We start from the raw sequence: 26,785 nt of genomic DNA on the forward strand, positions 1-26,785 counted from the left end.
ATAATACTAAAAGGACAAATTAGTAGGCATAGAAAATCTTAAAGATATAGAGAGCCTGCGGCTTATTATAGAGATATAACATGAAGATAGTGGAATCGTATGAAGATTTAAGTCGGCCAAGCAAGGGACATAATTATTATTCTTTTCCTTGTTTGAAAAAACTCTATTTTTAAATTAATGCAGCCGTGAAATTTTTTGGGTAAATTGGGTTGCACTAATTAACGTTTCCTTTTTCCTAGCTTATTAACCCCCTCATGCCTACCTTAAAACTTGTAGCACTTCATTTGCATCGATTACTTGTATGTTTTCAGGTAAGTCCAAGTCTTTAGGCTTTTCAGGAATAAATAATCCGTAAACAACTTGCTTATTAGATTGCCTAGCTGTAGGAGGAAGACCTTTATATTTTAATTCTTCAATAGTTTTATAGATCCATTGAGCGGAAGGGGGCTTTGCTATCCATTTTGCTTCTCCAATAAATAAAGCTTTACCCTCGACTGAATTAGCTAATATATCCCATTCTGAATCTTGCTTATGCCAATAACGGCTTGCCCTTCCAAAAGCAATATTGCTCAATTGATAGGGGAAACGTGGAACCGCGGCTCGGGAAAGGTCTTCCCATGTGACAGAAAATATATGCTGAAAGGAATTTTTAAGATAAGCTTGACGTTGGGCCGAGCTGATCTGAGTAAAATAACTGCGCTGAGGAGCTACAATCTCAAACCAAAAACGCATGAAAGGATCTTTTATTTTATAAAGAGTGCGTTTAGAATTATATTCAGTAGAACCAAAAGAAATCTCTCGCTCAATTAAATCAAGTTCTAATAAGCGTTGAATTTGGCGCATAAAAGAAGTGACAGGCTGCCCAATGCGAGCTGCAATCTCTGATAGGCGATGGGCTCCTAGGCCTATGGCGTCTAAAATAGGCCTTAAACTTATGGCAGCTTCTTCTAAAAGCAAGTGATTAGGCTCATCGTTTAGTGCTCCAAGGGGATCTAAAACCAGCTGATCAATATTTTCAAAAAATGAGCCCCTATTGTTATTTACTAGTTCCCAATAACGGGGGATGCCTCCCCAAATAGAATATGTTTCCACCACTTCTCGAGAACTTTTAATATTTAAACCTTCTGCCATGTAGCCTGCAGTTATAGGTCCTAGTTTAATAATTTCGTTAGCTCTACCAAACAAAGGAGCCGAAGCATCTAATACGGCACCTTGCATCATGCGTTGACTTGAGCCTGATAGCGCCACAATCATTTTTGCTTTTTTCCCTTCATGATCAATAAACTTTTGCAGAACGCTAGCCAATTCAGGAGATGAGGAGATAAGATAAGGAAGTTCATCAATTATTAAGGGGCCCCGCCAGCCAGTATACATCGCCTCTTTAGCTAATCGCATGAATAAGGAATGCCAATCTGAATATTCAACGGCTGCGAAGTCCGGTAAAGCTTGCTGAAGGGCTAAAGCAAAATATTTTCTTTGGATGGCGGGGGCCGATTCATCTGCTGTATAGTAAATACCTTGGTATTTATGAGCCCATTCTAAAAGTAGACGCGTTTTTCCCACCCGCCTTCTTCCCCAAATAACAGCCATTGCGGCTTCCTCGCTATTAGCTAGGCGATCCAAGCGAGACAGCTCTTGCTGCCGATTAATGAATTTCATATACACTCTTTTTCTTATTAAACATTATGCTTCATAACATAATGTTTAACAACATAATTTTTCAACACCTATTTATTCACACCTTTTCATACAAATACAATTTTCTTGCCATTTATGAAATTTAAGAGGAAAGCTATTACGTTAACTCCACGGCTTAGCTTGTGAGTAGAAAATTGAGAGATTTTATTAAATTGCGGATCTTAAAAAAGATAAACTTTTCCCAAGCAAGAACTAAGGCTAAAAAATTTCTTAAAAAAAATTGCTGGTAGGTTAATAGAGAAGCTCTTTCGAATTTCTATCACTTAAACAAACGATAGCAAGCTAAAAATTTACATGTTTTTTAAGCCCCTTTTTATTTTATAAAGCCTTTATTACATCATTCATTACAAGCAGCACCTTAAAAATAGAATAGAGTGAGAAATTTATTGCTAGTTGCTCATTTTTATGACACAATTAGAGAAAAGGTGTCATTAAAAAATTGCCATTTCATCCTAATTTTACTATTACTATCCCGTTAGCATCTGCTCTTACAGCGATTGAACGCACGCGAGGTTTTTTAGAAGCTGCTAAGCTTTCAGAGAATTGGTTATCCAAAATGCAAGCCCGTGCACTAATTTTGGAAGCACATCATACCACTCATATAGAAGGGACTCACTTGAGCCTCGATCAGTCTAAAAAGCTGCTTTCCGGGGTGAAAATGTCGGATGTTAATTCCGAAGACGTAAAGGAATTATTAAATTATAAAAAGGCTTTTGATTTTGTCGCTGACTATGTTTTTTCTCGCGGAGCCATTACTGAAGGCTTGATTAGAGAAATTCACAAACGCTTAGTCGAAGGTGTGCGAGGAAATAGTGCTCAACCGGGCCAATACAGAACCATTCAAAATTACGTAGCTAATTCAAAAACCAAAGAAATCATTTACACTCCCCCTGCACCCTATGATGTTCCCCTACTCATGGCTGAACTAGTCGATTGGTTACAACATGAAGAAAAGATGCCTCCTGTGCTGTTAGCTGGAATTGCCCAATTTCAGCTAGTTCATATCCATCCTTTTCTAGACGGTAATGGCAGAACAGCTCGGCTGCTATCCACCTTATGTCTTCATCGGTCGGGATATGATTTTAAAAAGCTTTTTACGATTAGCGAATATTATGATCGCAATCGACAGGAGTATTATCAAGCCATCCAGTCTGTTAGAAACAATCATATGGATATGACAAGCTGGCTGGAGTATTTTTCTACAGCATTAGAGACACAAATGCATGAAATCCAACTTAAAGGATCTCAGGCAATTAAATTGGATATTTTAGCCCTAAAATATAAACTGTTTGAAAGGCAAAAACAGGCCCTAGAAATTTTACTTGAAACAGAAAGAAAGTTTACTATTCGGGAATACGAGTTACTTTGTCCTGGCATTAACCGACGTTCGCTCCAACGAGACCTTTCCCATCTGATAGAAATAGGGCTGATTTTACAGGAAGGGATCAAAAAAGCTACCCATTATAGAATTAACCCTAGCCTAGAATGATCTTTTACGACATTTTTATGACACTTTTTACGACAAAAAATCTTAAAATCAGTCATATAAAAAATGATAGAGAGGATAATCCATCTCTCTTTTGGCTCCTTTATAATTTTTTTTTTACCTTACAGAGAATGTTAAAAACACACATCTATACTTTTCTTTAAAAAGCTTTTTATTGATGAAAGAAAAACATATAATATGCTTTAAAAAAAATTTAGTCTGCATACCCAACCCTCTGAAAGCTGTCTTTCTACTTAACGAAAAGGATTTTATAAAGGATGGGGGTGCATAAGGAGTAGCTCAAAGGCGTGTAACTACCTCTCTTTTCAATTAAGCTATTTCTCTAAGCTTATATTCCTTGCCATAAAAAGTGCAAAAGCCCCAGTTCTATAGGTGAGAGAGATGGAGAAAAAAATAAGGGCTTTTACTACACACTCTTTTCCTCTCTTTATTTAAGTTTTCATCCATTTGAACTTGAAAATAAGGTAGAGATTACTGTATTGTTTTATTACTTGTTTTGGACTGATAGCTCAGTGGATAGAGCACCCGCCTTCTAAGCGGGTGGTCGTAGGTTCGAATCCTACTCGGTCCAATTTTACTTCCCTTCCCTATTTTTCTTTAATCTTTGATTACATTGTAAACTTTGTAAAAAAGCATTTTAAATTCTAGGCAATCATTTTTTCCCTGATTTAGGGATAATTCTAGAAGATTGACAAGGGAGATTGGCAAGCAAATGCCTATTCTCAGTAGAGTAGAAATCATGAAGGCAAAATCTTAGGAAGCCTGATAGATAAGCTTAAAGAATGATTGTAAGTGAAGTCAAAACATTCGACTAGGAAATTTTTATAAAAGCTAAAGAAACATTTGCTTTTGCTGTTAGCTAAAGCGGAGGATGCAGAGTAAAGGAGGGATAGTCCATATAACAAACCTACCCTCCACCTTTTATTTAGCCTTCCTGCTTAACTGGATTACCATCTTCAAGTATTTCCAGGTTCACACGAATGCCATTGCGGCTAGCCACAGACATTAAAAGAGTACGAATGGCATTAATCGTTTTACCTTTTTTACCAATGATTTTTCCTATATCAGATTTTTCAACCGATAGTTCAATAATCAGAGTTTGTGTTCCCCCAATCTCATTAATTTTTACCTTGTCAGGATGGTCGACCAGATTCTTGACTATGTATGCTACAAATTCTTTCATAGTTCGATCCTTTTTCAATGTGTATATTTGACAAAAGTTTTCCAAATTTAGACTTGTGTGGCCCTTATTCTGCCCTTACATTTAGGGTATCCCAATTATTTTTATAAATCTACATAAAATTTGTATATCTATTAAAGGGGTGATTTATAAAAAAAGCTCTGATTACCCCCTCATAAGAACGCCCTTCTTCGCTAGGAATAAGCCTCTCGTTAATTAAATCGATTAGCTTGTGAGTGCCAGCTTTAACGGGTTGGACATCTATCCCCTTTCTTTTCCCAACTTGGCTAAAAATCTTTCACCAATGGATTTCTGCTAAAGGCGAAGATGCCTGCTTCCAAAGGTCAGGCCTTCTGCCTTTTTTGTAATTTCAATAGAGAGTAAATTGGCTAATTATCAAGAGTTTCTCTTCGATATTTGCTAAATAAAGATTCATTTTCTCTTGTTTACCTTAAAACCTCTTAGGAGATAAATTTGCTTGCCAGCCATTTTATTTCCTTCAGTTGGTCGTTTTAATGAACTTCAAGAAAACTCTCGTCCTTTTTAAATTCTACTTGAAACTTCTTCTCTACTCTTTAATGCTAGCTTTTTCAGCTTTAGGAAGAAATAGTCGCATTTTACTCCGCCCCTGCTTGTTTCATTAATTTTTCCACCCACACTCTCATATCCGAAGGTATGTCTGCTTTAAAACTCAAAAGATGGCCTTTAATAGGGTGTTTAAATTGAAGAATATGAGCATGAAGAAGTTGTCTATTAACGCCATATTTTTTGTTTATCGGAAGGTTTCCATAAATAGGATCTCCTAGGATAGGAGCGCCTACATATTGCAGGTGAACGCGTATTTGATGAGTTCTGCCTGTTTTTAAATTGACCTGTACTAAGCTAAAAGGAGCGGAATGATTTTTGGTTTCACACACGCTAATTGCCAGACGTCCTCCCTCTTCTAAAACCTTCATCTTTTGTCGGAAAACAGGATGTCGCCCAATAAAATTTCTAATTTCCTGGCTACCAGGATTACCTACACAGATAGCTAAGTATTCTTTATAAACTTCTCGATTAGAAAACATTTCAATTAAACGGGTATGGGCCTCAGTAGTTTTGGCAGCCACCAGTAAGCCGGAAGTGTCCTTATCTAAGCGATGAACGATGCCAGGACGTGGATAAAGCTCCTCTACCTGATTTTTTGGTAGATTCTGGCAATGATAAATGAGAGCGTGTACGAAGGTACCAGTAGAATGACCAGGTGCAGGATGTACAACCATACCAGCCGGTTTATTGACGACAATCAGGTCATTATCTTCGTAAATAATATTTAAAGGAATAGCTTCCGGCTGCAGTCCAATTTCAGGGGTAAGGATGTAATGGATATGGATTTCATCATCTACTAAGGGTCGATAACGTTTTTTAACTACTTCGCCATTAACAAAAATTCTTCCCTGCTCGATCAAATATTGAAAATATGTACGAGAATGTACGCCTAAAAAACGCTGGGAAAGAATTTTATCCAAACGCTCTCCCTCTTCCTCCTCGCGGATAATCACACATTCACTTTCATCGTTTTTCATGCGAAACTTATATTTATTAGAAGAAAATCGACTCAACAGCTAATGAAAACTTCTATAGCCGTTTTTAAGCTTTCCTTTTTTTGTTTTTATAAGAAATAACCGCAGGGGTAACTTCCTTTTGAGGAAGGGCAAATAAAACTAGATTAGAACGCGTATAATTGTAATCAGGTGCTAGCTTCTTTAAGAGGCTAAAAATATGAGCTTCTAAAAGCTCTAATTGCCCGACATTTTGTTCGTTACTAACGAATTTGCCTATATAGTGCTCTTCTTGATAAGTTACTTCTTCTAAATATCCACTGCCTGGCTGAAGGAAGAAATGAAGATATTCAGGAGTATTTTTTTCTAAGGCCCTTGCAAAGGCATCATCTACTACAAAGCCAAGAAAAAGTGAGGGGATAATAAAATTCATTATTATTTATTGTTGACTACGGCCTTTTCTAAGAATCTCTTTAAAACGCTGTTGGTGTTTTTGCATGCCATTGCAGATGTTCATGGCTAAGCCTTGCATCATAGCCTTATGCATCTCCGGAGCCTTTTCTTTAAGATCAGACATGCTGCTAATAGTTGTAAATCGCTCACTATTTTGTGGAGATGCGGCCATGGAGGAAGGCGTAGTAGAGGAAGAAGTATTCATAGCCTCTGTTACACTAGCAGCATTTACTGCCTCGGATCTTTCTGCTCCCATATTGCTCCTTGAATAAACTAAAATTTATTTTTCTTCTATTGGTACTATAGCAAAAAAATGAAGAATTTACCAAATAAATTAGCTTTAGCTTTTCTTAAGTTTTGGTATAAACGCCCAATTAACCCTTCTAAAGAAAGTTAATGAGACAAAAAAACTTTAAGAATTTAGCTAGCTTAGTTTGCCCCTACCTGCGCTTAGCCTTCTGAGGCACGACGAGCTTCTTCTTGCACTTGCTTTAAATGAGCTTGCTGTTGAGCCATTTTACTGCATACATTCATCGCAATTCCTTGCATCATCGCTGAGTAAACTTCAGGAGATTGATCTTTTAATTCCGCTAAATTACTCACACTGCCTCCTTCTACCACAGCGGTTGGGTTAGTTGCCGAGCTCGCCGAAGGGGTGGCAGCATTAGCAGGACTTCCTGCTGCAGAAGAAGTTACAGTGGAAGAAGAGGTTATAGTAGGATCACTCATCGTAGACCTTCTGGTAAAAGATTTCTTCTCTTTCTTTATTATACTAAAATTATGATTTTACAAACACTATCTTATAATAGTTTTAAAAATTATCTTTATATTTAAAGCTATCTATTTAATAAAAAGAAAATTTTTAACAGGGAGGATTTTATTTTCGGAGGAATTCTTTTTTATATTCTTTAATGGATGAAAGCACTTAATCCTAAGAGATGAAATTTTTAAACGTTAAGCAGCTAAATCTTAAAGATTTAATTTTTTCATGTTTTTTACTGCTTCTGACAAGCTAGGGTAGATAGAAAAGAGGAGTGCAAAAAGAAATAAGTAGAGCTAAGGGATAATTTTTTTTATTCTTCTACTTTTAATGTATCTTTTACCGCTTGAATATCAAACCCTTTACGGATAAGGGCGGCAAAAACTTTTTGTTTTTCTCGATAATCAGCCAGATTGCGAGTTTTATATTTGGTATTTATTAAATGCTGAATGCTGTGCTGAGAGGTATTGGCTTGGACATACATTTCCACATATTTATGGGCTTCTACACGAGATATTCCTTTATTCATCAACTGGCAGATAATTCGTTGAGGCCCTGTATGACGAGCCAATTGCCTTTTAACAAATCCTTCAAGCCACTCATGATCATTTAAATAGCCTAGGCGTGTGCACTCTTGCAAAATTTCTTCTATAGTTTCCTCTGAAACTAGGTTTCTTTTTAACAATTTTTTCATTTGAATAGATAGATAGCTGCGCAAGGCAAGGCAATCTAAAGCGTATTTTTTAGCTTTGACATATTCTAGCTTTTTAAACTTTTCTTGAAAGGCTGCTAAGCTATCGCTTTCTGGAAGCAAGGGTTGGCGTCCGAATATTTTGGTATGGATATCTCGCCAAGGTTCCTCTTCAATAAATACAGTCATTAGCAAGCGAGATCCTTCTTTGGGCAGACAACTAATTTTCATGTGGCTCCCCTACTCACTTCATGAGAACGATCTTTTTTACAGGCCTTTGGTCCATACGAATTCCTTTGGAAGAAACGCTTTTAACGGTGGTTGCAGCAAAATCAAATATGACTTTAGATTGCTTCTGTTTAATTTTGGGAATAAGCTGTAATTCTACACGCGCTTGCTCTGCAGTAGAAATATACTGTAGCTCCATTCCTTCTTCAATATAATTATAAATTTTATCCAAAATGAACTGAGTAATAATGAAGCGTTTAGCAAAACAAATATGAGTTTGAGGATTTTTGTAGGCTACATTTATAAGGGTTTTCTTGTCAGCAATACCTGCATACACGACTTTATTGCCGTTATGATGAACATATTGCTTTTCAGGTATATTAATCACAGTGTAGGTACCATCTTTAAACATAAGCAAAATCTTATCAAAATTTGTACATTCAAAAAGATTATTACCACCTACTTTAGTGCCGACAAATCCAGAAACAGGATCAAATCCTACTTTAACATTTCGTAGAGTCATTGCACGCTTATCTACTTGTTGGATAGCTTGCAACTGGGTGGTACGAGGATAAGCTTTGCCATATTTGTTAATTATTCCGCGAATGTAATTAATCGTAAACTTTTTAATATCTTTAAGATCTTTTTCTACTTTCGCTAGTTGCTTGCGTGTAGCAGCAATTTCTTCTTGATTTTTATCTAAATCGAAACGAGAAATACGTCGAATGGGAATATTCAGCAAAGCTTCTCGATCTTCATAAGTAGGAATACGAGAAAGTTGCTGATGGAAAGGTTCTAAACTTAATTCTATCGCTCCATGAATTTTATCATAGGAAGAGATATTTTCAATGGTTTTATAAAGGCGATTTTCTATAAAGATCTGTTCCAAAGTCTTATTAAAAATTTTTTCATAGAGTTTTTTACGCTCAATTTCTAGCTCTTGAGATAAATAACCTTGTAGCAATTCGGTATGATACTCTAAGACTTCATTAACAGTAGGCTCCCAAGGTAAATTATCCTTAATGACTACAAGGGAAGAGTTTAATACTATTTCACATTCGGTATAGGCATGTAAAGCATCAATAAGATCGGGTGCATACTGTCCGCGAGGCAATTTGATTTCAATTTCTACTTTTTCAGCGGTGTAATCATTGATTGAATCAATTTTAATTTTGCCTTTCTTGGCGGCTTCATCAATCGAGCGGATTAGGGATTCTGTGGTAGTTCCATAGCAAATCTCCGTGATCACCAAAGTCTTAGGATCTCGTATCTCTATCTTGGCACGCAGCTTGACTTTCCCTTTCCCTTTCTCATACTCCGAAGCATCCATGATACCGCCTGTAGGAAAATCGGGCACAATCGTATACTCGCGCCCCTCTAAGATAGCAATCTCGGCTTCCAGTAGCTCTACAAAATTGTGAGGGAGGATATGCGTTGCCATTCCTACCGCTATACCATCGGCACCTTGCATCAGCACTAAAGGAATTTTGGCAGGAAGCGAAATAGGCTCTTGATGGCGCCCATCATAAGAAGGAATCGTTTGGGTGAGTTCAGGATTAAACATGGTGCTTTGAGCTAAATCAGAAAGCCGTGTTTCAATGTAGCGTGCTGCTGCCGCAGGATCGCCAGTGAACATATTACCAAAATTCCCTTGCTGGTCTAGCAGGTAACCTTTATTAGACATATTCACAAGGGCTTCCACGATAGGCGCATCCCCATGAGGATGGTAGGCCATTGTTTGGCCAGCTACATTGGCCACCTTATGCAATTTGCCATCATGCATCATCCATAAAGTAAATAAGATACGCCTCTGCACCGGCTTAAGACCATCCACTACATTAGGAATGGCGCGATCTAAAATCACATAAGATGCATATTTAAGATAATTAAGCTGCATGAGTTGCTTAATGTCGTCCATAAGATTTTATACTCAATAATCCATTTAGATAGTTTAGGGATGCTAATAGCCAACAACACTATAGGCTTAACAAAAAAAAACCGTAATAAAAAAAATAATAACGCAAATTTAATAAAACAGTTGAAACAACCTTTATTTAATGTTGGCTGAGTTTAGTAGGAGTTTCTTTTTATTTCTTGCCCGAAAGGCTATTTTTCTTCATTGCCTGGTTTATCTGCTGCTAGGACAGCTATTTCTTTTAAGGAATCTTCATCTTCGTTGATTAAATTACGCATGATAAATTGCTTACGTTCTGGCGTATTCTTACCCATGTAAAATTGCACAGTCGTTTTAATATCAGAAAAAGCATGAATGGTTACAGGAAGAAGGCGGATATTGTGGCTGATAAACTGCTTGAATTCTCCTGGGGAAATTTCACCCAAACCTTTAAAACGGGTAATTTCTATTCCTTTTTTTAATTTAGCTACCGCTTTATCACGCTCTTCAGGGCTATAGCAATAATAAGTTTTTTCTTTATTCCTTACTTTGAATAAAGGTGTTTCTAGTATGTAGAGATGTCCGTTTAAAACCAATCCTTCAAAATAGGTAAGGAAAAAAGTAATCAATAGATTGCGGATATGCATGCCATCCACGTCCGCATCGGTAGCTAAAATAACCTTCTGATAGCGAAGCTGAGAAATATCGTCTTCCACATTAAGGGCACTCATCAGATTAAACAATTCTTCATTTTTATAAAGTTGATCTAGTTTCATGCCATGCACATTTAAGGGCTTGCCACGTAGAGAATAAACAGCCTGCGTAAAGGGATTTCTAGCAGCTACAATGGAAGCGCTTGCAGAATCTCCTTCTGTAAGAAAAATCATGCTTTTTTCTCCATCGGCAGTTCCATCTTGAAAATGACATTTGCAATCACGAAGCTTAGGAATTTTAAAGGAAATTTTTTTTTGCTTTTCTTTGGCCTCTTTCTTAACATTTGCAAGCTCTTTGCGAAGCTTTTCATTAAAAGCGATTCTCTCAATAATTTGATTAGCAGTCGCTGGATTTTTATATAAAAGATCAATTACAGCTTCTTTTACTTCTTGAACGACCGGCCCACGCACTTCATTATTGCCTAATTTATTTTTAGTCTGCGATTCAAAAAGAGGATCTTTAACCTTAACAAGAACTGTTCCTACTATACCTTCCCGTACATCCACACCTTGGAAATTCTTTTTAGCATATTCATTGACGCCTTTTAAAAGACCTTCGCGAAAAGCTGATAAATGGGTACCTCCATCAGCCGTATATTGACCATTCACAAACGAAAAGTAAGTCTCTCCATAACTTTGCGTATGAAGAAAAGCAAATTCAAGCATTTTGCCACGATAATGCAAAGGCTCATAAAAACGATCGTCGACGGCAACTTCAGCATTTAATAGATCGAGTAAACCGTTTTTGGACTCAATACGCTCACCATTAAAGTGAATCACCAATCCAGCATTTAAATAAGCATAATGCCAAAGACGTTTAATGATGTATTCTTTATGGAAACTATATTTCTTGAAAATTTCTATATCTGGAATGAATTGCACAAAAGTGCCGTTAGGTTCTTTTGTGGTGCCTTCAATTTTGTGCTTCAAAACTCCTTGAGAAAAGTGGGCCTCAAGGTAATGGCCATCCCGATGACTGCGCGCTATAAAGCGGCTAGAAAGAGCATTTACCGCTTTGGTCCCCACACCATTTAGCCCTACAGAAAACTGAAAAACATCATCATTGTATTTGGCGCCCGTATTGATTTGGCTCACGCATTCAATCACTTTACCAAGAGGGATCCCTCGCCCATAGTCTCTTACGGCAATCATTCCTTTTTCTTCGTCTAATTCAATGACAATTTTATTCCCATGCTTCATAATAAATTCGTCAACACTATTGTCGATAATTTCTTTAAGCATGATATAGATACCATCATCTGGATGGGAGCCATCGCCTAAACGCCCTATGTACATCCCCGATCTTAATCGAATATGGGATAAGGCGTCTAAAGTTTTTACGCTACTTTCGTCATATTGCTTTGCCATGAGTTAAACACTATGTTAAAAGGAATTTGAATGATTTATGGAAACAGAATATATAAAAACGAATTCTAAATCCAGGTTTTTGAACAGGAGCACCTACACAAATGCATACAACAAATTTTTTTAAAGATAAAACGTTATTGATTACTGGGGGCACCGGCAGCTTTGGACAAACACTAGCTAAGCGCCTACTCATAGAAGATCAATGTCGTAAAGTGATTATCTTCAGTCGAGACGAATGGAAGCAGTGGGAGATGCGTCAATCAGCTCCTATTTTTTCTCATCCTAAAATCCGCTATTTCCTAGGAGATGTACGCGATAAATCACGCCTTAAACGCGCTTTTAGTGAAGTTAATTATATTGTGCATGCAGCTGCTTTAAAGCAAGTGCCTGCTGCTGAATATAATCCTACGGAGTTCATTAAAACAAATATTATAGGTGCCATGAATGTAATTGATGCTGCTATCGATAGTGGCGTTGAAAAAGTTATGGCGCTTTCAACCGATAAAGCTGCCAATCCTATTAACCTTTACGGGGCGACTAAGCTATGTGCAGATAAGCTGTTTGTGGCAGGAAATTCCTATGTAGGCGCCCGTAGTCACCCTACCTTTGCTGTAGTACGCTATGGAAATGTGCTTGGTAGTCGAGGAAGCGTTATTCCTTTCTGGAAGAAACTACTAGCAGAGGGTGCCCAGGCATTGCCTATCACAGATAAAAGAATGACACGTTTTTGGATCACCCTTGAGCAATCTGTCGATTTCGTGCTTCAATCTTTTTTACGTTCCCAAGGAGGAGAAATTTTTGTGCCTAAGATTCCTAGCATGAAAATTGTAGATTTAGCTCAAGCATTTGCACCTGCAATCCCTCACAAATATACCGGTATTCGAGAAGGTGAAAAGCTGCATGAACTTATGATAGGCTTAGAAGATGCTCGTCATACCTTGGAATTTACCGATCATTATCTGATCATTCCAGAACTCTACCATCACGATGAATCACTGAAAGAGAAGCTATTAACACGAGGAGAGGGTCGACGATTGCCTGAAGATTTTTCTTATGCTTCCAACACTAATTCTCAATGGCTTGGAATTGAAGCTCTGCGCCAATTGATCCTCCAGCTTTGACCATAATTTTAAAATTATTTATAAGGGCGTAATTTATATCTATCAAGGAATGCCATGCGAATTGGAGTACTGGGAATCAATTATAAGCTTGCTGATTTGAAACTTCGAGAATTATTGGCTAAGGCTTGCCAAAAACGCTTGGGAGCAGGAACGTCTATGCATGGCCATCACCACTTTATTCTTCTCTCTACTTGTAACCGCACAGAGATTTATTTTTGCTCAGATGATTTAGCTGATACTCATACCTATCTTCTTAATATTTTTAGAAATGAAGTCGACATGCAATTTGATCAAAAGCTCTACTCTTATTTTGGACATGATTGCTTCTATCATCTTTCGCGCGTGACAGCAGGGCTTGATAGTGCTATCGTCGCCGAAACAGAGATTCAAAGCCAAGTTAAGCATGCTTATAAGATCTCTTGCCAATTTTCTCAGCTTCCCGAAGACATGCATTATCTTTTTCAAAAAGCTTTAAAGATAGCTAAAAAAATCCGCTCGCAACACCTTTTAACTCGCGCTCTTCCTGATATTGAACATGCGGTCTTTAACACAGGCAGCCATTTTTTTAAAAATCTTTCTCAGGCCAAAATCCTTTTGGTGGGGGCCTCGGCTATCAATCAAAAAATTCTTCGCTTTCTGATGAGTAAAAATTTTACCGACATTACGATTTGTAATCGAACAAAAAAGCATGCTATCGATCTTGCAAGAACCTACCAACTTAACCTTTTAGAGTGGCAATCTCTTGCCCAATGGCATCAATTTGATTGGATTATCTGTGGCACGAAAGCTCCTCAGGCATTGATTAGTTACTCCCACTTACCTCTTAAGGAAATTCCAGCTAAACTCCTTATAGATTTAGGGGTGCCTCGAAATATAGATCCTTCCATTGCTCGACATGCTAAAATAACTCTTCTTAATATTGACCAAATTAATCGCATGCTTACCTTTCGCAAGCAAAAGCTTTATGAACATTTGACTAAGGCTGATCATGGCATTATCGAAGCTACTAAGCAGCACATTCATCTCTTTAAGCAAAAGCAAACTTATCGAGAGCAGTTACTAGCTGTAGGAATGGGCGCTTAAAGTTTTTTAAGCTCCTTGCACCGCTTTTTAGGGTCCGGTAAAGGCTTATCCAATTTTTTCTTCTCAATTCTTACAAGCTATTGTATGATCGAGATAAAAAAATTGAGCGCACTACCATGCAAGGCTTCCTAAATTCTTCAAAAAACTTCCCCCTACTCCTATTTCTTGTCCTTGGAAAAGCTGCCATCATGATTTTAACCATTCTCTATAGCCCTATTGGCTTGGGACCAGACGAGGCTCAATATTGGACATGGAGCCAAGATCTTAGCTGGGGCTATTATAGTAAGCCGCCCGGCATTGCTTGGCAAATCTGGCTGGGCACTCATTTGTTAGGAAATACAGAGCTAGGGGTACGCTGTATGTCTGTGGTTTTAGCAGCCCTCTATCCTCTTTTGATTTACGCCCTAGCGTGGACTTGTAGATTAAAGCCTAGGACATGCTTTTGGGCAGGGCTCGTTATGGCTTTAACCCCTCTAGGTATAGCGGGGAGCTTTTTCGCTATTACAGATGGGGGGATGATGCTCTTTTGGATCTTGGCGTGCCTAGTAATCGCCTATTCTTTAAACAGAGGTCAGAGGCCTTCTTACTGGCTTTTAGGCCTAATCGTAGGATTAGGAGCTCTTTTTAAATGGCCTATCTATATTCTATGGCTAGGGATTCTTTGCTTTTTCCCTCTGTATCCTCTACTCATTCATCGCCATTTTTTGATAGGCTTAGCTATTTCTCTTTTAGGGCTTTTTCCTTCACTCGTTTGGAATGCCCAGCATGATTGGGTAACTTTTCGTCATGTTTTTTCTACCCTGTATGTCCCCCAAGTTCCTTTGCAGGCAAAATCTACCTTTTTTAATGGCAATTTTTGGGAGTTTCTAGGAGCTCAATCAGCCTTGCTCTCTCCTATTGTTTTTATACTTTTACTCCTTAGCCTTTACAGATTATATATAGAGCGGAATACTCTTTCTTCTGCTTTATGCTTTTGCGGTCTCCTTTGTTTTTCTTTGCTTAGCCTATTTTTAACGCTCTCTATTTTTAAAAAATTGCAAGGCAATTGGGGAGATTTTGCCTTTCCTTCAGGAATTGTATGTCTCTGTTGGTTTTGCTGTGAACGAGCGCAGAAAATGCTTTTTTGGCTAAAGGGAGGGCTCGTTCTCTCCATTTTATTATGTCTATTAGCTTTTCTACTCCCCATTCTACAGTCCTCCCTCCCTTTTAACACTCCTTATAAAATTAATCCCTTTAAGCACAATCTAGGATGGAGCACATTGCGCCAGGAACTGGCTACCCTAAATGTAGATCCTGCTCAGGAATTTTTATTTAGCGATAAATACCAGATGAGTAGCCTCTTAAGCTTTTATAATCCAGCTCAGCAAAGAGCTTACTTTTTAAATTTACAGGGAGCAAGAAAAAATCAATTTTCCTTTTGGCCTAGCATAAAAGAAGAGCAGCTAGGAAAAACAGGCTATTTTATTGTAACTGAGAATCATCCTCATCTTGATCAGCTGGATGATCTTCAGGTTCAGCACTACTGCCACTTACTTGCAAAATATTTTCAGACAGTTGAATTTAAAGAGAAAAAAATTCTTTTTTCCCTTGGCCATCAGAAGGTTAAAGAAGCTGCTTTATTTAAATGTATAAATTATCAAGGCCTCACTCCTGCTGATCCAGAGTTATATTGATCTTAAAGAAAAGCTTAAAATAAATCAGACCAATAAATTCTACGGACTAAGTTATCAAGAGATAGGCGACAAAAAGCCCTTTCTTTTTCGATTTTAGAGCTTTACATCTAGAATATTAATAAGCGTTTACGTTATCATGAGATCATGAAAGCAGAATATTCTAGCTGCTGTTTGGGACTCCTTGGGAATATAAAGCCAATCAACGATAATTATTTTTTTGGGGGCTCACGACGCTAGCCATCCGTTGCCAGAATACGTGCTATTCGAGGCATCGATCGCTAGGGAGCGAACCCACCTATACAGACTGTGTTGATTACGCAGTTTTCCAAGCCCCTTACAGCGGCCTTTTTTTTACCCTCGCTGAAATCTTTTTTTAAGCTCCTTTATTTAAACTGACCCGTTGAGTCAAGCTCATTTCTCCATTTAACCTTAAAAAAGATAACCCCATTGCTCTTATTTAGAATAGATCGATTCTTTGAGAAGTTCTTCGATGAGGAATTTGGGTGACTTTGTAGGCTTCAGAGAGAGAGGAAATTTCCACTTTAAAATAAACCTCTAAGGTTTTTAAAAATCTATTCACCGCTTCTTGCTTGCTTGGCAAATACTCACCTAACTTGCATAGGAAATTGTCATGAGAGCGTTGTTCACGATAACCAGGCATTTTAGGGGGCATTTTTAGGTAAGCCATGTTTTCTGCCTGATAGTCCCATAAAAATGAAGTATGATGGAGCCAACGATTTTTCGTCATATATTGAGCATTGCCTCCACATTTTCTCCCTTTAATCACATAATCATTCTCACATAAACGCAATTCTATCTCCTGAAAGACCAAACGATAGAAAATCTCGCTCCACTGGAAAACAGCATGAGGATAGCAGGGAATGCCTAGATCTGCCTGATTAAAAATAAAAGTTTTTATGATAGAATCCGCATCTATGAAAACGGTCCCTCCCCCGCTAAATCGGCGAATCAGCGGCACAGGCTGTTTTTGAAGTCTATCTAGATCAATGACTTTTTCAGGAGAAGAAGATATCCCCATGACAATGGCTTCTGGAGGGTTTGGGTTGATTAAACACCAATTGCGTTGATCGGCGCGCAAAAGAGCTTCTTCCAGCTGCAACTGCTCGAGAATGGTAGATTGACTTAAAAGCAACACATTAAGAGAGGGACGAAAGTGGGTCTTACTCACTTCCTTCACTGCTAGGAAAAGAAGAAAGAGCCTCTTGATTGACCAGCTCAGAATTTTTATTAGCATTAAACCGCACTAAGGCAATCATTAGAACAGAAATATCTGCTGGCGAAACTCCTGAAAGGCGTGACGCCTGTCCTAAATTTAAGGGATGGGCATCTGCTAGTTTTTGTAAGGCTTCATTTCTTAAGCCTGTAATAGAGGCAAAATCGAAATCTTTAGGGATGAGAATATGCTCAAGATGAGCCAATTTAGCGACTTCGCTATGCTGACGTTGAATGTACCCTGCATATTTTAAAGCAAGCTCGATCTGAAAGTTAATTTCCGTGCCGTAATCCTGCATTTCAGCGGGATAATCATTTAACAAACTTGCATAATTATTTTCTGGGCGGCAAAGAAGCTGCGCTAAGCTATATCCTTTTCCTTTGAGCTGAACGAAAACTTTGTCAAGTCGATTCACACCTTCTTGAATCATTTTTTCTTTATATTTAAGAGAAGCATAGCGTTTTTCTTCTATCAAGCCAATTTCATAACCATAATGACGCAATCTAAGATCGGCATTATCTTGCCTGAGCAAAAGACGATGCTCGGCTCGGCTAGTGAACATGCGATAAGGCTCATCTAAACCCTTAGTAACTAGATCATCGATCATTACACCAATGTAGGCTTCCGATCTTTTCAAGATTAACGGGGGCTTAGCTTGTACATGATGAGCTGCATTGATTCCTGCCATTAATCCTTGTCCAGCAGCTTCTTCGTACCCTGAGGTTCCATTGATCTGCCCCGCTAGAAAAAGTCCTTCTATCGTCTTACATTGCAAAGAGCTATCAATCTGCCCGCTTACTACATAATCATATTCGATAGCATAAGCAGGACGCATGATTTCAGCATTCCTTAAAGCAGGAATACTTTTAATGAAAGCCATTTGTACATCAAAAGGGAGAGAAGAAGAGACCCCATTCACATACACCTCTTCTGTTTTTAAGCCTTCAGGCTCCAGAAAAATTTGATGGCGCTCTTTATCAGCAAATCGCACGATTTTATCTTCAATCGAGGGACAATAGCGAGGGCCCACTCCGGTGATCTTACCTGAATACATAGGAGAGCGATGAATATTTTCTAAAATAATTTTTTTAGTTTCTTCTGTGGTATAAGTGATATAGCAAGATATTTGAGGCAAGCGATTGATTGGCTCATCATCGAAAGAAAACTTGACATTCGGATCGCCAGGCTGCTCTTCAGTGTGGCTATAATCGATCGATCGCTGGTTCACCCGTGGCGGAGTACCTGTTTTTAGACGCCCTAACTTTAAGCCTAGCTTTATCAAGCTAGCTGATAAGCCAACAGCAGGCTGGTCACCAGCACGGCCACCGGCATAATTGGTCTCTCCAATATGCAGCAAGCCTCGCATAAAAGTTCCGGAAGAAATCACTAAAGCTGAGCAATAGTAGAGAATACCTTCCTTGGTAATCACCCCTTGGATGCGATCTTGTTCAACAATTAATTCTTCAATGGTGCCTTGTTTAATTTCTAAGCCAGGCGTTTTCTCCAAGCGATGCTTCATCTCCAGCTGATAAGCAGCTTTATCGGCTTGTGCTCTAGGAGCCCATACCGCAGGACCTTTAGTAGCATTCAACATCCGAAATTGAATTCCTGTGCAATCGATAGCTTTGCCCATTTCTCCGCCTAGGGCATCGATTTCCCGGACAATATGGCCTTTAGCCACTCCCCCTACAGCAGGATTGCAGCTCATTTTTCCAATCGTATCCAAGTTCATTGTTAATAAAAGTGTTCTTGCACCTAGGCGAGCAGAAGCTAAAGCAGCTTCGCAGCCTGCATGGCCAGCTCCCATGATAATAACATCATACTTGGTTGGATATTTCCACATAAAACTCAAAGATTAAAAGAAGTAGTTGAGAAGCAAAAGAGAACGCAGGGGTTCTCTTTAAAACTCTGCCAGCTTTTTTAGCCGGTTAGGTTTTGTGACGATCACGTCTACTACGCTTCTTGCGCTTATGCTTTGCAATTTTGTATCTGCGCTTCTTTTTTACAGATGACATAGTTTCTCCCAAACAACAGTTATATATTTTAAATTTAAACGCTTAAAGACTAATTTTGGGAATAATACTCTATTTGGGATTAAAAAGTAAAGTCATATCTTGAAGAGAAGAAGGGTTAAAACTTTTTGTCTTTCCTAGCAAATTTCTTTAAATTCATTAAAGCACCCATTAAGCTTCTTTTACTCTTATCCAACAACTCTTCAGCCTTCTTTAATTCTTGCTATAAACATCCAAAAAATTCATAAAAAGCATAAAGTACCGATAGACCGTGATAGGTTTAAACTCAACTAGTTATCTTCTTTGCTAGGGATAGGAAAAGAGCTAGAAAGGCCGAAGAACGCTTTAATTAAAATTACCAAATTCGGAGGCCATCTCTTTTTCAGCAGAGGCATTGGGGTCGTATTTAACAGGAATATAATTAGCAAACTGCACGATTTCTTTACGATAGGTAAAGTTAATACTTCCTACCCCGCCATGGCGGTTTTTAGCTACTATCAATTCAGCCATGCCAGGTTTATCCATAGGATCATAATACTCTCGCCTCAATAAGAATAAAATAATATCCGAGTCTTGCTCAATACTACCACTCTCACGCAAATCACTCATCATCGGACGATGTCCTTGACGCTCTTCTACTTTTCTTGACAGCTGGGATAGACATAGGACAGGAATATTAAGCTCCCTTGCCAAATTTTTTAGTAAACGTGAAATTTCTGAGATTTCATTCTGACGATTTTCCTGTCCTCGAAAAGAGCCGGAGCCTGTAATCAATTGCAAGTAGTCTATCACTAAAAACCCTATGCCGTAAGTTTCTTTCATACGTCGGGCACGTGCTCTTAAATCTGTAATTTTAAGTCCAGGCTGATCATCAATGACCATCACATGATTTTGCATCATATTGACCGCTGAAACAATCCTTTGGTACTCAATGCCATTTAAAGAACCTGTTTTAATTTTATCGGATTCTACTTCTGACTGAGAGCAAATAATTCGATGCACGAGCTGCTCTGCACTCATCTCTAAGGAAAAAACACCTACTGGCATATTGCTCTTAAAGCAGACATTTTCGGCGATATTGATAGCTAAGGCCGTTTTACCCATAGCGGGGCGAGCAGCAAGGATCATCAAATTAGAATTATTGAGTCCATTAATTAACTTATCCAAGTCGGTATAGAAAGTAGGAAGACCAGTAATACCACTTTCTTCCGGCCCACGTTCTTGATAACGAACCTGCCGCTCTTCTAAAGCTTTCAAAAAAGGAGTAGCCGTTTCAGCCTTAACGCCGGATAAAATTTGGCTAATCAGCTTACCTGTCGTTTGATTGGCAGTTTGGCTTATTTGATAAAAAAGTTGCTGGGCTTCATCTAGAGCACCCAGCACATCTTGTGGCTCTTCCAGGGCTTTTTTTTCAACCACTTGAGACGTATTAATCATGCGTCTTAAAATAGCTTTGTTGCGAACAATGTCGGTGTATTCTTCAATATAAGCGGAAGTACCAGCATATTGAGCTAAAGTTGTTATATAAGCAGCTCCACCTGCCGCTTTTAGCTTACTTAAGCGCTTTAACTCTTCACAGACAAGATGCACGTCAGCAGGCTTATCATTTTTATAAGAAGTCTTTAAAACCTCAAAGATGATTTTATGCTCGGTGTAATAAAAATCGGCCTCATCTAGGCCATCCGCCGCAATGTTAAGGCCGTTGACACTGGTAAGCATGCATCCTAGAACCATCATTTCAGATTCTTTAGAGTTAGGAGCCACGCGAACTTTAGAAGGATTATCTGACATATCCACATCCCATTAAATTTGGATGAAACTATACTATAAACCTGTAGTTTATCCCAAGAAATTGCCGTTTACTTCTTTAGCTTTCGCCCTTATTCCTCTTTCACTTTCTTATCGTAAGTCTTTTAATATGAAAATGTTAAATATGTTTAATCCACGTTTTAGTAAATATTTATTTACATAGATTAGAGCTCACCATTAAAGAAATGCTATAAGTTAAGATTTATCGGCTATTAGCAAAAACAAGAGGAATAAAAGTAGTTTAAGCACTGAATTAATTGCAGGCTTGGCCTTATTTTTTTAAGCTGTCTTGCAACCTACTAAAGCTCAAAGTGATATTCATCAGACATCTAAGGCTAAACTAAAAAAAATCTTGTCAATTCTATAAAAATCTTTTAAATAGTGAGGTATGAGTGATCCAATTTCTTTAAACCTATTAGCTCGCCAAGCCACAAGCCTTAAGCAAACGCAGCGCCTGATGATGTCGCCACAAATGCAACAGGCTATTCATTTGCTACAAATGCCTGTGCTAGAGCTTTCAGCAACCGTGGAGCAAGAAGTTCAACAAAACCCTTTGCTCGATTTTATTGAAGGAGAAGAGGAGAATTCTAATTTAAAGAAGTTAGAAGAAGAGAATGCAGAAATTCCTGAGGAAGGCGAACAACAACCTGAAAAAGAATTATCTTTTAATGAAAATGATTTTGAGATTATGAAAAAACTCGATGAAGAGTTTCGGGACTATCTATACGATCTTCCTCCTTCCAGCCATCGCACACAAGAAGAAGAAAAGCTTAAGACATTTCAGGAAAGCTCTATTTACGCTGAAAGTTCTCTTTTTGAATATTTAATGCAACAGGCAAAAGAATCTTTTGATCATGAAGAAGATAGAGCAATAGCTGAAGCAATCATTGGTAACTTTGATGAGAATGGATTTTTGCAAACTCCCCTTCAAGAAATCGCTGGGCTTTATAATTTTCCTATAGGAAAAATTAAAAGTCTTTTAAAAACAATACAAGCTTTCGAGCCCTATGGGGTTGGAGCCGCCAATATGCAAGAATCTCTGCTGATTCAATTACGTTGTCGCCAAAAGCACCATACTCTCGCTTACAAAATTCTTGAAGAACATTATGAAGACCTTATTCATAATCGCATACCTTCTATTAATAAAAAGCTTGCTTGCTCTTCGGAAGAAATCTCAAAGGCTCTGCAAAAAGATATTTCTCGCTTGGATCTGCATCCTGGAACAGGACATTTCAAACATTTTGTCCAATATATTACTCCGGATGCCACTATTGAAATAAGCAATGATAACTTAGCTGTACGCATAAACAATGATTTTCTACCCTCCATGCGGATTAATAGACGTTATTTGCAGATGTTAGAGGATGAATCTCTTTCTTCAGATACCAAAGAGTTTATTCGTATTAAGTTATCCTCGGCTAAATGGCTCTTTAAGAATGTGCATCAGCGTAATGACACTCTTTTAAAAATCTTAGAACTACTTACCAACCAGCAAAAGGAATTTTTTTTGGATGATTGTGGCAAGCTTATGCCTTTAACAATGAAATCGATAGCCGAACAATTGAACTTGCATGAATCCACTATTGCCCGCGCAGTTGCTAATAAATATATCGATACTCCCCGCGGAATTCTTCCTTTACGCTCTTTTTTTACAAACGCTTTACAGTCACAAAAAGGAGAGGACATTTCTTCCAATACTATAAAAAGCTTACTAAAGGAAATAATTAGCCAAGAAGATAAAAAGCATCCTTTGTCCGATGCCACTTTATCTAAGCTATTGACGGAAAAAGGAATGGACTGCGCTAGACGTACAATAGCCAAATATCGAGCCGAGCTCAAGCTAGGCAATGCTCAGCAAAGACGCCAATATTAAAGCTTTGTTCTTGAAAAATATGGAAGAGTTAACAGCTTACTTTTTATTTCTCCTCAATTTTCAACCGTTGAAGTGAGTTTAACACGGACTTAATGCAAGCGATAAACTTGGGAGAAAGAGATCCTGACGACTAAGAAAAACTGCTTAAAAAATAGAGAAAAGACGATTTAGCTAAAAAATTTACGCCGCCTACCATGAATGGTGAGCTAAGCTTAATGTTTTGCTAATTTATAAACTTAGAGCAAAGCTTTATTTTTAGCATGAATGAGCTTACATTTTAGGCTATGCTAGATAGAAAAGGATAAAACAGCTGCTTATAATCTTGCTTTGGAAATATATCCTTTCATCATTTCCTAGCGATGGAAGCTACTAACGATTGATAAGCTATTATGTTGGGCTAAAGTCGTTAAACTTAAACGATTGATTCCGCAGCAGGTGTAAATATAAAGGGAACATGAAAAAAGAGACTTTTTCTTTTAGCCAAAAAATTATCTCCCCATCCTTGCAAGCTATTGTGCTGGGATACTGGCTTATTTAATTATGTAGGACAAGTTATGCAATCTAAATATACGGATTTTATTCCCAAAAGCATTGTATGTTTTCGTGAGGGTTATTCAAAAGAATACTTTTTAAATGATCTTTTTGCAGGAATCAGCGTAGGTGTTATTGCGCTTCCATTGGCTCTGGCTTTCGCCATTGCTTCAGGGGTGTCACCGGAAAGGGGATTATTTACAGCAATTATCGCAGGTTTTCTCATTTCTTTGCTGGGTGGTAGCCGTGTGCAAATTGGGGGCCCAACAGGAGCTTTTGTTATCATCGTAGATGCAGCCATACAAAAGCACGGATATGAAGGCTTAGCTTTGGCCACCCTCATAGCGGGTATCCTAATCGTATTGATGGGGTTGGCACGCTTCGGTGTCCTTCTTAAATTTATTCCCTACCCTGTAATCACAGGGTTTACCACAGGCATCGCACTGATTATTTTTTCTTCGCAAATTAAAGATTTTTTTGGACTAGAGGCAGATAAAGTTCCCTCTGAGTTCCTTGAAAAGTATAAATTTTATTATGAAATCGCACCTACATGGAACCTATGGGCATTTTTAATTGCCTTTTCGACGCTTACCTTAATATTTGTATTAAGGCATTATCATCCTAGATGGCCAGGTGCAATCATTGCAATCACTCTAGCTACGACTGCTGCCTATTTTTTTGATCTTCCTATTGAAACTATTGAATCCAAATTTGGAGAAATCCCTAGAACTCTTCCCAGCCCAGCCCTTCCCCACTTTTCCTATGATCTTTTTAAAGCGGTACTCCCTGACGCCATTACAATAGCTTTATTAGGAGCCATAGAGTCTTTATTATCCGCTGTTGTGGCCGACGGAATGATAGGAACCAAACATAGATCAAATGGAGAGCTAGTGGCTCAAGGATTAGCAAATATAGGATCAGTAATCTTTGGAGGCATTCCAGCAACAGGAGCCATTGCCCGTACCTCAGCTAACATAAGAATGGGGGCCAAAACGCCTGTAGCAGGTATGATTCATGCCATTACCCTTCTTCTGCTTATGCTTTTTTTGGCTCCTCTAGCAGGGAAAATTCCCTTAGCGGCTCTGGCAGGTGTCCTAACATTTGTTGCTTGGAATATGAGCGAGCTGCCGCATGTTATAGAAATTTTAAAAGGACATCAGAGTGACGCAATTATTTTACTCATCACATTTTTGCTAACCGTTTTGATAGATCTTACGGTTGCTGTACAAGTCGGTATTATTTTGGCAGCTCTATTATTTCTGAAACGAATGACTGACAAAACTACTGTAGAAATTTGTCAAAATCTAGTGAAGGAGAATAAAAATGAAATAGCAGAACCTTCTGATGCTGAACTTCTTTTTCGAAAAGATATCCCCTCTGATGTGACAGTTTTTGAGATTAGAGGGCCATTTTTCTATAGCGTGGCTGATCTACTCGATGAGGTTCTTTTTCAATTAAACTATCACCCCCGAGTTTTTATTCTACGTCTTCATAAAACTCCTTTGATTGACGCGACCGGATTACGAGCTATTAAACAATTTGGGCTGAAGTGCAAAAAGAAAGGCATAATATTTATGCTCGCTGATGTCGATGATAAAAACTATGATTTATTTATTAACTCAGGAATAGCAGAAGCCATTGGAAAAGATCTTATGTTTAAAGACATTGAAGCTGCCCTTGCTTATTGTAAATAGTTAAAGTCATGGTTTGCCCCTAATTTTTTAGCGTTTATTATTCTCTGCCCCCAATGAAATTTAATGGCAGATAGAAAGCTTCGCTCCTTTACGGTTGGGCTGTTTGAAACTTCGTTTCTAGAGACAACTCTATTCTTTAAAAGTTACAAGTAAGCCTTTTGCCTCAATTATATGGATAATAGCCTCTTTTTCTTTCTATTTTTTATTAATCTACGCGAGTTATCGGATAAGAAAACACTCTAAGGTTGCTTCAAATTATACCTAAACTGTAAGCCAACTCATTAACTTTTGCTTTTCCATGCGAGTAAATTGCATGCAGGGCTTACAGGGCTCGTAAGCATAGGCCACTATTTCGCTGATTAGATTGACAAAAAAATTTCAAGCGCTGCGATGTCGAGGATGTTCGATTTGACAAGAGGTTTTCAATTTATTGTTAACGCTTTCAATCCCCTCGCTTTTTTAATAAAATCTTATCTGCCAGTGACATTAGCTTGTTTTTCATATTCTTTCTAAGCCTATTAATAATTTCTAAGCCCCTGCCGTAAAGCTTGATAAACAATTGGTGAGATAAGTGAGTAGAGCAGGCGGATTTCACTCCCATCCCCTCTTAAAGCCGGACGGAAGCCTCTCGGCTCATCCGGCTCTCATTATCTAAACTGTTGGTATATAACCAAGCTTCCAATGAACGAATAAATTGGGAGAAGACTTTGCAATCTGTGCTATATAGTGACATGCTTTGATCTTGTGTCTATTGTATTTGCGATATTTTCGTTTTGTCCATTTACACACATAGTCATTTACGTTCCTCCATAGCCAGCTCCCTTACAAATCTTTAAAAGAGAACAAAGCTTATTTGTCACGCGTGTGCCCATGCAAATCAAAGAGGTAAAAGAACTCATATTTGAAGTGCCTTACGACAAAACTGTAGAGATAGTAGAAAGCTATCGAGCTTTTGAGAGTACCTCTTGCCATGCAGGCTTTGAACAAAGATAGGTAGTCATTTTCAGCCAAGTGAACTATCAAAGAGAATGCCCTACTTAGCCAAGCATTACCTTAAGGGCAGTGAAAAAGAAGCCAAAGCCTTTATTAAGCTCATGCAGCAAGAGTTCTCATGTCCAAGCGATGCTAAGCGTAAATTAGATAAGTTTGCAAAAAAAATTTAAATATATACAGATGATTGAACTTCAAATTATAGCAACTCAAAAACATGCTACGTTTGGTGGGCCCAAAGCTGAGCAAAAACCTTCTATATCTAGCTATCGCCTACAAGGCACAGTAGCTTGCGCTCTAACAAGTTAGCTGATGCCCTCCTGGTGATAAGGATACGAATTCGTTTGACTTGCTTTTTTAATTTTTTTATATTGCCTTTAAAAATTAAAATGATAAAAGTTATCACTACCCCAGAAAATAAAATGCATCCTCTCTCTTCGGCCTCTATTGAAAGCTTGCCTAATGAGTTGCTGCTCCCTATCTTAGAGGCTTGCGCAGTTTCTTCCTTATTTAGCGTCTGTAAAAGATGGCATCATCTGCTGGCTTCTGAAGTGATGCCTTCTCTTTATAAACAAATAGCCCAGCTTCATTTCCCCCGGGGAAATGCCACTACCCAGCAAACTCTTATGTTAGCTAAAGTTTATCAACTCAATCCTATACTTACCTCTACTGAAAAAGCTTATCAAGTTTTTAAACAAGTTTTTACCTTAGCTAAATCTATTTCTCCTTTGG

At 38.2% G+C, this 26,785-nt stretch carries 24 protein-coding genes and 1 tRNA gene; 10 read left to right on the top strand and 15 right to left on the bottom strand.

The genetic code is table 11. From position 1 onward, the window contains the following. Positions 1 to 258: 258 nt before the first annotated feature. Positions 259 to 1,659, bottom strand: a complete 1,401-nt coding sequence (locus tag DB41_RS08345; RefSeq protein ID WP_039386285.1) for an ATP-binding protein — start codon at positions 1,657 to 1,659, stop codon at positions 259 to 261. A gap of 478 nt (positions 1,660 to 2,137) precedes the next feature. On the opposite strand from DB41_RS08345, the gene DB41_RS08350 reads away from it, so the two are divergent. Together DB41_RS08350 and DB41_RS08355 are read left to right on the top strand one after the other, a co-directional pair. Then, positions 2,138 to 3,187 (top strand): Fic family protein, encoded by a 1,050-nt coding sequence (locus DB41_RS08350; protein WP_039386286.1) that lies wholly within the window; start codon positions 2,138 to 2,140, stop codon positions 3,185 to 3,187. A gap of 516 nt (positions 3,188 to 3,703) precedes the next feature. Beyond that, positions 3,704 to 3,776: transfer RNA gene (locus DB41_RS08355), tRNA-Arg, on the top strand. Between the two features lie 354 nt (positions 3,777 to 4,130). On the opposite strand, the gene DB41_RS08360 is transcribed toward DB41_RS08355, so the two are convergent. From DB41_RS08360 to DB41_RS08395, 8 genes are all read right to left on the bottom strand, one after another. Further along, the gene (locus tag DB41_RS08360) at positions 4,131 to 4,388 is read right to left on the bottom strand and encodes a KH domain-containing protein (protein WP_039386287.1); all 258 of its coding nucleotides are present in this window, start codon (positions 4,386 to 4,388) and stop codon (positions 4,131 to 4,133) included. A 614-nt stretch (positions 4,389 to 5,002) separates the two neighbouring features. Continuing rightward, complete coding sequence (locus DB41_RS08365; protein ID WP_039386289.1) at positions 5,003 to 5,950, bottom strand: RluA family pseudouridine synthase; 948 nt, start codon at positions 5,948 to 5,950, stop codon at positions 5,003 to 5,005. A 64-nt stretch (positions 5,951 to 6,014) separates the two neighbouring features. Next, positions 6,015 to 6,359: a hypothetical protein gene (locus DB41_RS08370; RefSeq protein WP_052244039.1), complete on the bottom strand. Its 345-nt coding sequence runs from the start codon at positions 6,357 to 6,359 to the stop codon at positions 6,015 to 6,017. A 6-nt stretch (positions 6,360 to 6,365) separates the two neighbouring features. Then, on the bottom strand, positions 6,366 to 6,635 hold the full coding sequence (locus DB41_RS08375; protein ID WP_039386290.1) for a hypothetical protein: 270 nt from the start codon (positions 6,633 to 6,635) through the stop codon (positions 6,366 to 6,368). Between the two features lie 194 nt (positions 6,636 to 6,829). Further along, positions 6,830 to 7,108, bottom strand: coding sequence for a hypothetical protein (locus tag DB41_RS08380; protein WP_039386292.1), 279 nt, complete (start codon positions 7,106 to 7,108; stop codon positions 6,830 to 6,832). A gap of 344 nt (positions 7,109 to 7,452) precedes the next feature. After that, positions 7,453 to 8,061, bottom strand: coding sequence for a regulatory protein RecX (locus DB41_RS08385; protein WP_039386293.1), 609 nt, complete (start codon positions 8,059 to 8,061; stop codon positions 7,453 to 7,455). Positions 8,062 to 8,074: 13 nt separating this feature from the next. After that, a complete protein-coding gene (locus DB41_RS08390; RefSeq protein WP_039386295.1) occupies positions 8,075 to 9,976 on the bottom strand; it encodes a DNA topoisomerase IV subunit A in 1,902 nt (633 codons plus the stop codon). Between the two features lie 188 nt (positions 9,977 to 10,164). After that, positions 10,165 to 12,033 carry a DNA topoisomerase IV subunit B gene (locus DB41_RS08395; RefSeq protein ID WP_052244040.1) on the bottom strand — a complete coding sequence of 623 codons (1,869 nt, stop codon included), beginning with the start codon at positions 12,031 to 12,033 and terminating at the stop codon, positions 10,165 to 10,167. Between the two features lie 101 nt (positions 12,034 to 12,134). Here DB41_RS08395 and pseB point away from each other — a divergent pair, with 101 nt between their 5' ends. The 3 genes from pseB (at position 12,135) to DB41_RS08410 (ending at position 15,910) form a co-directional block, all read left to right on the top strand. Continuing rightward, a complete protein-coding gene (gene pseB, locus DB41_RS08400) occupies positions 12,135 to 13,154 on the top strand; it encodes a UDP-N-acetylglucosamine 4,6-dehydratase (inverting) (RefSeq protein WP_039386297.1) in 1,020 nt (339 codons plus the stop codon). A gap of 54 nt (positions 13,155 to 13,208) precedes the next feature. Next, positions 13,209 to 14,237, top strand: coding sequence for a glutamyl-tRNA reductase (locus tag DB41_RS08405; RefSeq protein WP_039386299.1), 1,029 nt, complete (start codon positions 13,209 to 13,211; stop codon positions 14,235 to 14,237). Between the two features lie 188 nt (positions 14,238 to 14,425). Continuing rightward, positions 14,426 to 15,910: a glycosyltransferase family 39 protein gene (locus DB41_RS08410; protein ID WP_162180941.1), complete on the top strand. Its 1,485-nt coding sequence runs from the start codon at positions 14,426 to 14,428 to the stop codon at positions 15,908 to 15,910. A gap of 457 nt (positions 15,911 to 16,367) precedes the next feature. Here the strand turns inward: DB41_RS08410 and DB41_RS08415 are convergent, their stop codons facing one another. The 4 genes from DB41_RS08415 to dnaB form a co-directional block, all read right to left on the bottom strand. Further along, complete coding sequence (locus tag DB41_RS08415; protein WP_052244042.1) at positions 16,368 to 17,099, bottom strand: lipoate--protein ligase family protein; 732 nt, start codon at positions 17,097 to 17,099, stop codon at positions 16,368 to 16,370. After that, on the bottom strand, positions 17,092 to 18,987 hold the full coding sequence (gene mnmG / locus DB41_RS08420) for a tRNA uridine-5-carboxymethylaminomethyl(34) synthesis enzyme MnmG (RefSeq protein WP_039386300.1): 1,896 nt from the start codon (positions 18,985 to 18,987) through the stop codon (positions 17,092 to 17,094). Before mnmG ends, DB41_RS08415 begins: the two co-directional genes overlap by 8 nt. 85 nt (positions 18,988 to 19,072) lie before the next feature. Then, on the bottom strand, positions 19,073 to 19,159 hold the full coding sequence (locus DB41_RS13040; protein ID WP_079979849.1) for an AURKAIP1/COX24 domain-containing protein: 87 nt from the start codon (positions 19,157 to 19,159) through the stop codon (positions 19,073 to 19,075). Positions 19,160 to 19,501: 342 nt separating this feature from the next. Further along, a complete protein-coding gene (gene dnaB, locus DB41_RS08425; protein WP_039386302.1) occupies positions 19,502 to 20,947 on the bottom strand; it encodes a replicative DNA helicase in 1,446 nt (481 codons plus the stop codon). A 406-nt stretch (positions 20,948 to 21,353) separates the two neighbouring features. Between dnaB and rpoN the strand changes: the two genes are divergently transcribed. Together rpoN and DB41_RS08435 are read left to right on the top strand one after the other, a co-directional pair. Beyond that, the gene (gene rpoN / locus DB41_RS08430) at positions 21,354 to 22,838 is read left to right on the top strand and encodes an RNA polymerase factor sigma-54 (RefSeq protein WP_039386303.1); all 1,485 of its coding nucleotides are present in this window, start codon (positions 21,354 to 21,356) and stop codon (positions 22,836 to 22,838) included. Between the two features lie 554 nt (positions 22,839 to 23,392). Then, positions 23,393 to 25,063, top strand: a complete 1,671-nt coding sequence (locus tag DB41_RS08435; protein WP_039386306.1) for a SulP family inorganic anion transporter — start codon at positions 23,393 to 23,395, stop codon at positions 25,061 to 25,063. A 442-nt stretch (positions 25,064 to 25,505) separates the two neighbouring features. On the opposite strand, the gene DB41_RS13045 is transcribed toward DB41_RS08435, so the two are convergent. Both DB41_RS13045 and DB41_RS12560 read right to left on the bottom strand, forming a co-directional pair. Beyond that, the gene (locus DB41_RS13045) at positions 25,506 to 25,664 is read right to left on the bottom strand and encodes a transposase (protein WP_079979850.1); all 159 of its coding nucleotides are present in this window, start codon (positions 25,662 to 25,664) and stop codon (positions 25,506 to 25,508) included. A gap of 6 nt (positions 25,665 to 25,670) precedes the next feature. Continuing rightward, positions 25,671 to 25,796 (bottom strand): hypothetical protein, encoded by a 126-nt coding sequence (locus DB41_RS12560; protein ID WP_255350931.1) that lies wholly within the window; start codon positions 25,794 to 25,796, stop codon positions 25,671 to 25,673. A gap of 137 nt (positions 25,797 to 25,933) precedes the next feature. Here DB41_RS12560 and DB41_RS12565 point away from each other — a divergent pair, with 137 nt between their 5' ends. From DB41_RS12565 to DB41_RS08445, 3 genes are all read left to right on the top strand, one after another. Further along, positions 25,934 to 26,056 carry a hypothetical protein gene (locus DB41_RS12565; protein ID WP_255350932.1) on the top strand — a complete coding sequence of 41 codons (123 nt, stop codon included), beginning with the start codon at positions 25,934 to 25,936 and terminating at the stop codon, positions 26,054 to 26,056. A gap of 153 nt (positions 26,057 to 26,209) precedes the next feature. Continuing rightward, positions 26,210 to 26,362, top strand: a complete 153-nt coding sequence (locus DB41_RS11730) for a hypothetical protein (RefSeq protein ID WP_155117638.1) — start codon at positions 26,210 to 26,212, stop codon at positions 26,360 to 26,362. Between the two features lie 113 nt (positions 26,363 to 26,475). After that, positions 26,476 to 26,785 (top strand): F-box protein (locus DB41_RS08445; protein ID WP_162180942.1); only part of this gene is annotated, 310 nt, incomplete at its 3' end.

The sequence above is a fragment of the Neochlamydia sp. TUME1 genome, from assembly GCF_000813645.1.
GTDB lineage: Bacteria > Chlamydiota > Chlamydiia > Chlamydiales > Parachlamydiaceae > Neochlamydia.

Bases quoted from the DNA above. Each gene is read 5' to 3' on its own strand.
- DB41_RS08345 (WP_039386285.1), bottom strand. From the start codon at position 1,659: ATGAAATTCATTAATCGGCAGCAAGAGCTGTCTCGCTTGGATCGCCTA.
- DB41_RS08360 (WP_039386287.1), bottom strand. From the start codon at position 4,388: ATGAAAGAATTTGTAGCATACATAGTCAAGAATCTGGTCGACCATCCT.
- DB41_RS08365 (WP_039386289.1), bottom strand. From the start codon at position 5,950: ATGAAAAACGATGAAAGTGAATGTGTGATTATCCGCGAGGAGGAAGAG.
- DB41_RS08370 (WP_052244039.1), bottom strand. From the start codon at position 6,359: ATGAATTTTATTATCCCCTCACTTTTTCTTGGCTTTGTAGTAGATGAT.
- DB41_RS08375 (WP_039386290.1), bottom strand. From the start codon at position 6,635: ATGGGAGCAGAAAGATCCGAGGCAGTAAATGCTGCTAGTGTAACAGAG.
- DB41_RS08380 (WP_039386292.1), bottom strand. From the start codon at position 7,108: ATGAGTGATCCTACTATAACCTCTTCTTCCACTGTAACTTCTTCTGCA.
- DB41_RS08385 (WP_039386293.1), bottom strand. From the start codon at position 8,061: ATGAAAATTAGTTGTCTGCCCAAAGAAGGATCTCGCTTGCTAATGACT.
- DB41_RS08390 (WP_039386295.1), bottom strand. From the start codon at position 9,976: ATGGACGACATTAAGCAACTCATGCAGCTTAATTATCTTAAATATGCA.
- DB41_RS08395 (WP_052244040.1), bottom strand. From the start codon at position 12,033: ATGGCAAAGCAATATGACGAAAGTAGCGTAAAAACTTTAGACGCCTTA.
- pseB (WP_039386297.1), top strand. From the start codon at position 12,135: ATGCATACAACAAATTTTTTTAAAGATAAAACGTTATTGATTACTGGG.
- DB41_RS08405 (WP_039386299.1), top strand. From the start codon at position 13,209: ATGCGAATTGGAGTACTGGGAATCAATTATAAGCTTGCTGATTTGAAA.
- DB41_RS08410 (WP_162180941.1), top strand. From the start codon at position 14,426: ATGATTTTAACCATTCTCTATAGCCCTATTGGCTTGGGACCAGACGAG.
- mnmG (WP_039386300.1), bottom strand. From the start codon at position 18,987: ATGTGGAAATATCCAACCAAGTATGATGTTATTATCATGGGAGCTGGC.
- DB41_RS13040 (WP_079979849.1), bottom strand. From the start codon at position 19,159: ATGTCATCTGTAAAAAAGAAGCGCAGATACAAAATTGCAAAGCATAAG.
- dnaB (WP_039386302.1), bottom strand. From the start codon at position 20,947: ATGTCAGATAATCCTTCTAAAGTTCGCGTGGCTCCTAACTCTAAAGAA.
- rpoN (WP_039386303.1), top strand. From the start codon at position 21,354: ATGAGTGATCCAATTTCTTTAAACCTATTAGCTCGCCAAGCCACAAGC.
- DB41_RS08435 (WP_039386306.1), top strand. From the start codon at position 23,393: ATGCAATCTAAATATACGGATTTTATTCCCAAAAGCATTGTATGTTTT.
- DB41_RS13045 (WP_079979850.1), bottom strand. From the start codon at position 25,664: ATGGGAGTGAAATCCGCCTGCTCTACTCACTTATCTCACCAATTGTTT.
- DB41_RS12560 (WP_255350931.1), bottom strand. From the start codon at position 25,796: ATGTCACTATATAGCACAGATTGCAAAGTCTTCTCCCAATTTATTCGT.
- DB41_RS12565 (WP_255350932.1), top strand. From the start codon at position 25,934: ATGCAAATCAAAGAGGTAAAAGAACTCATATTTGAAGTGCCTTACGAC.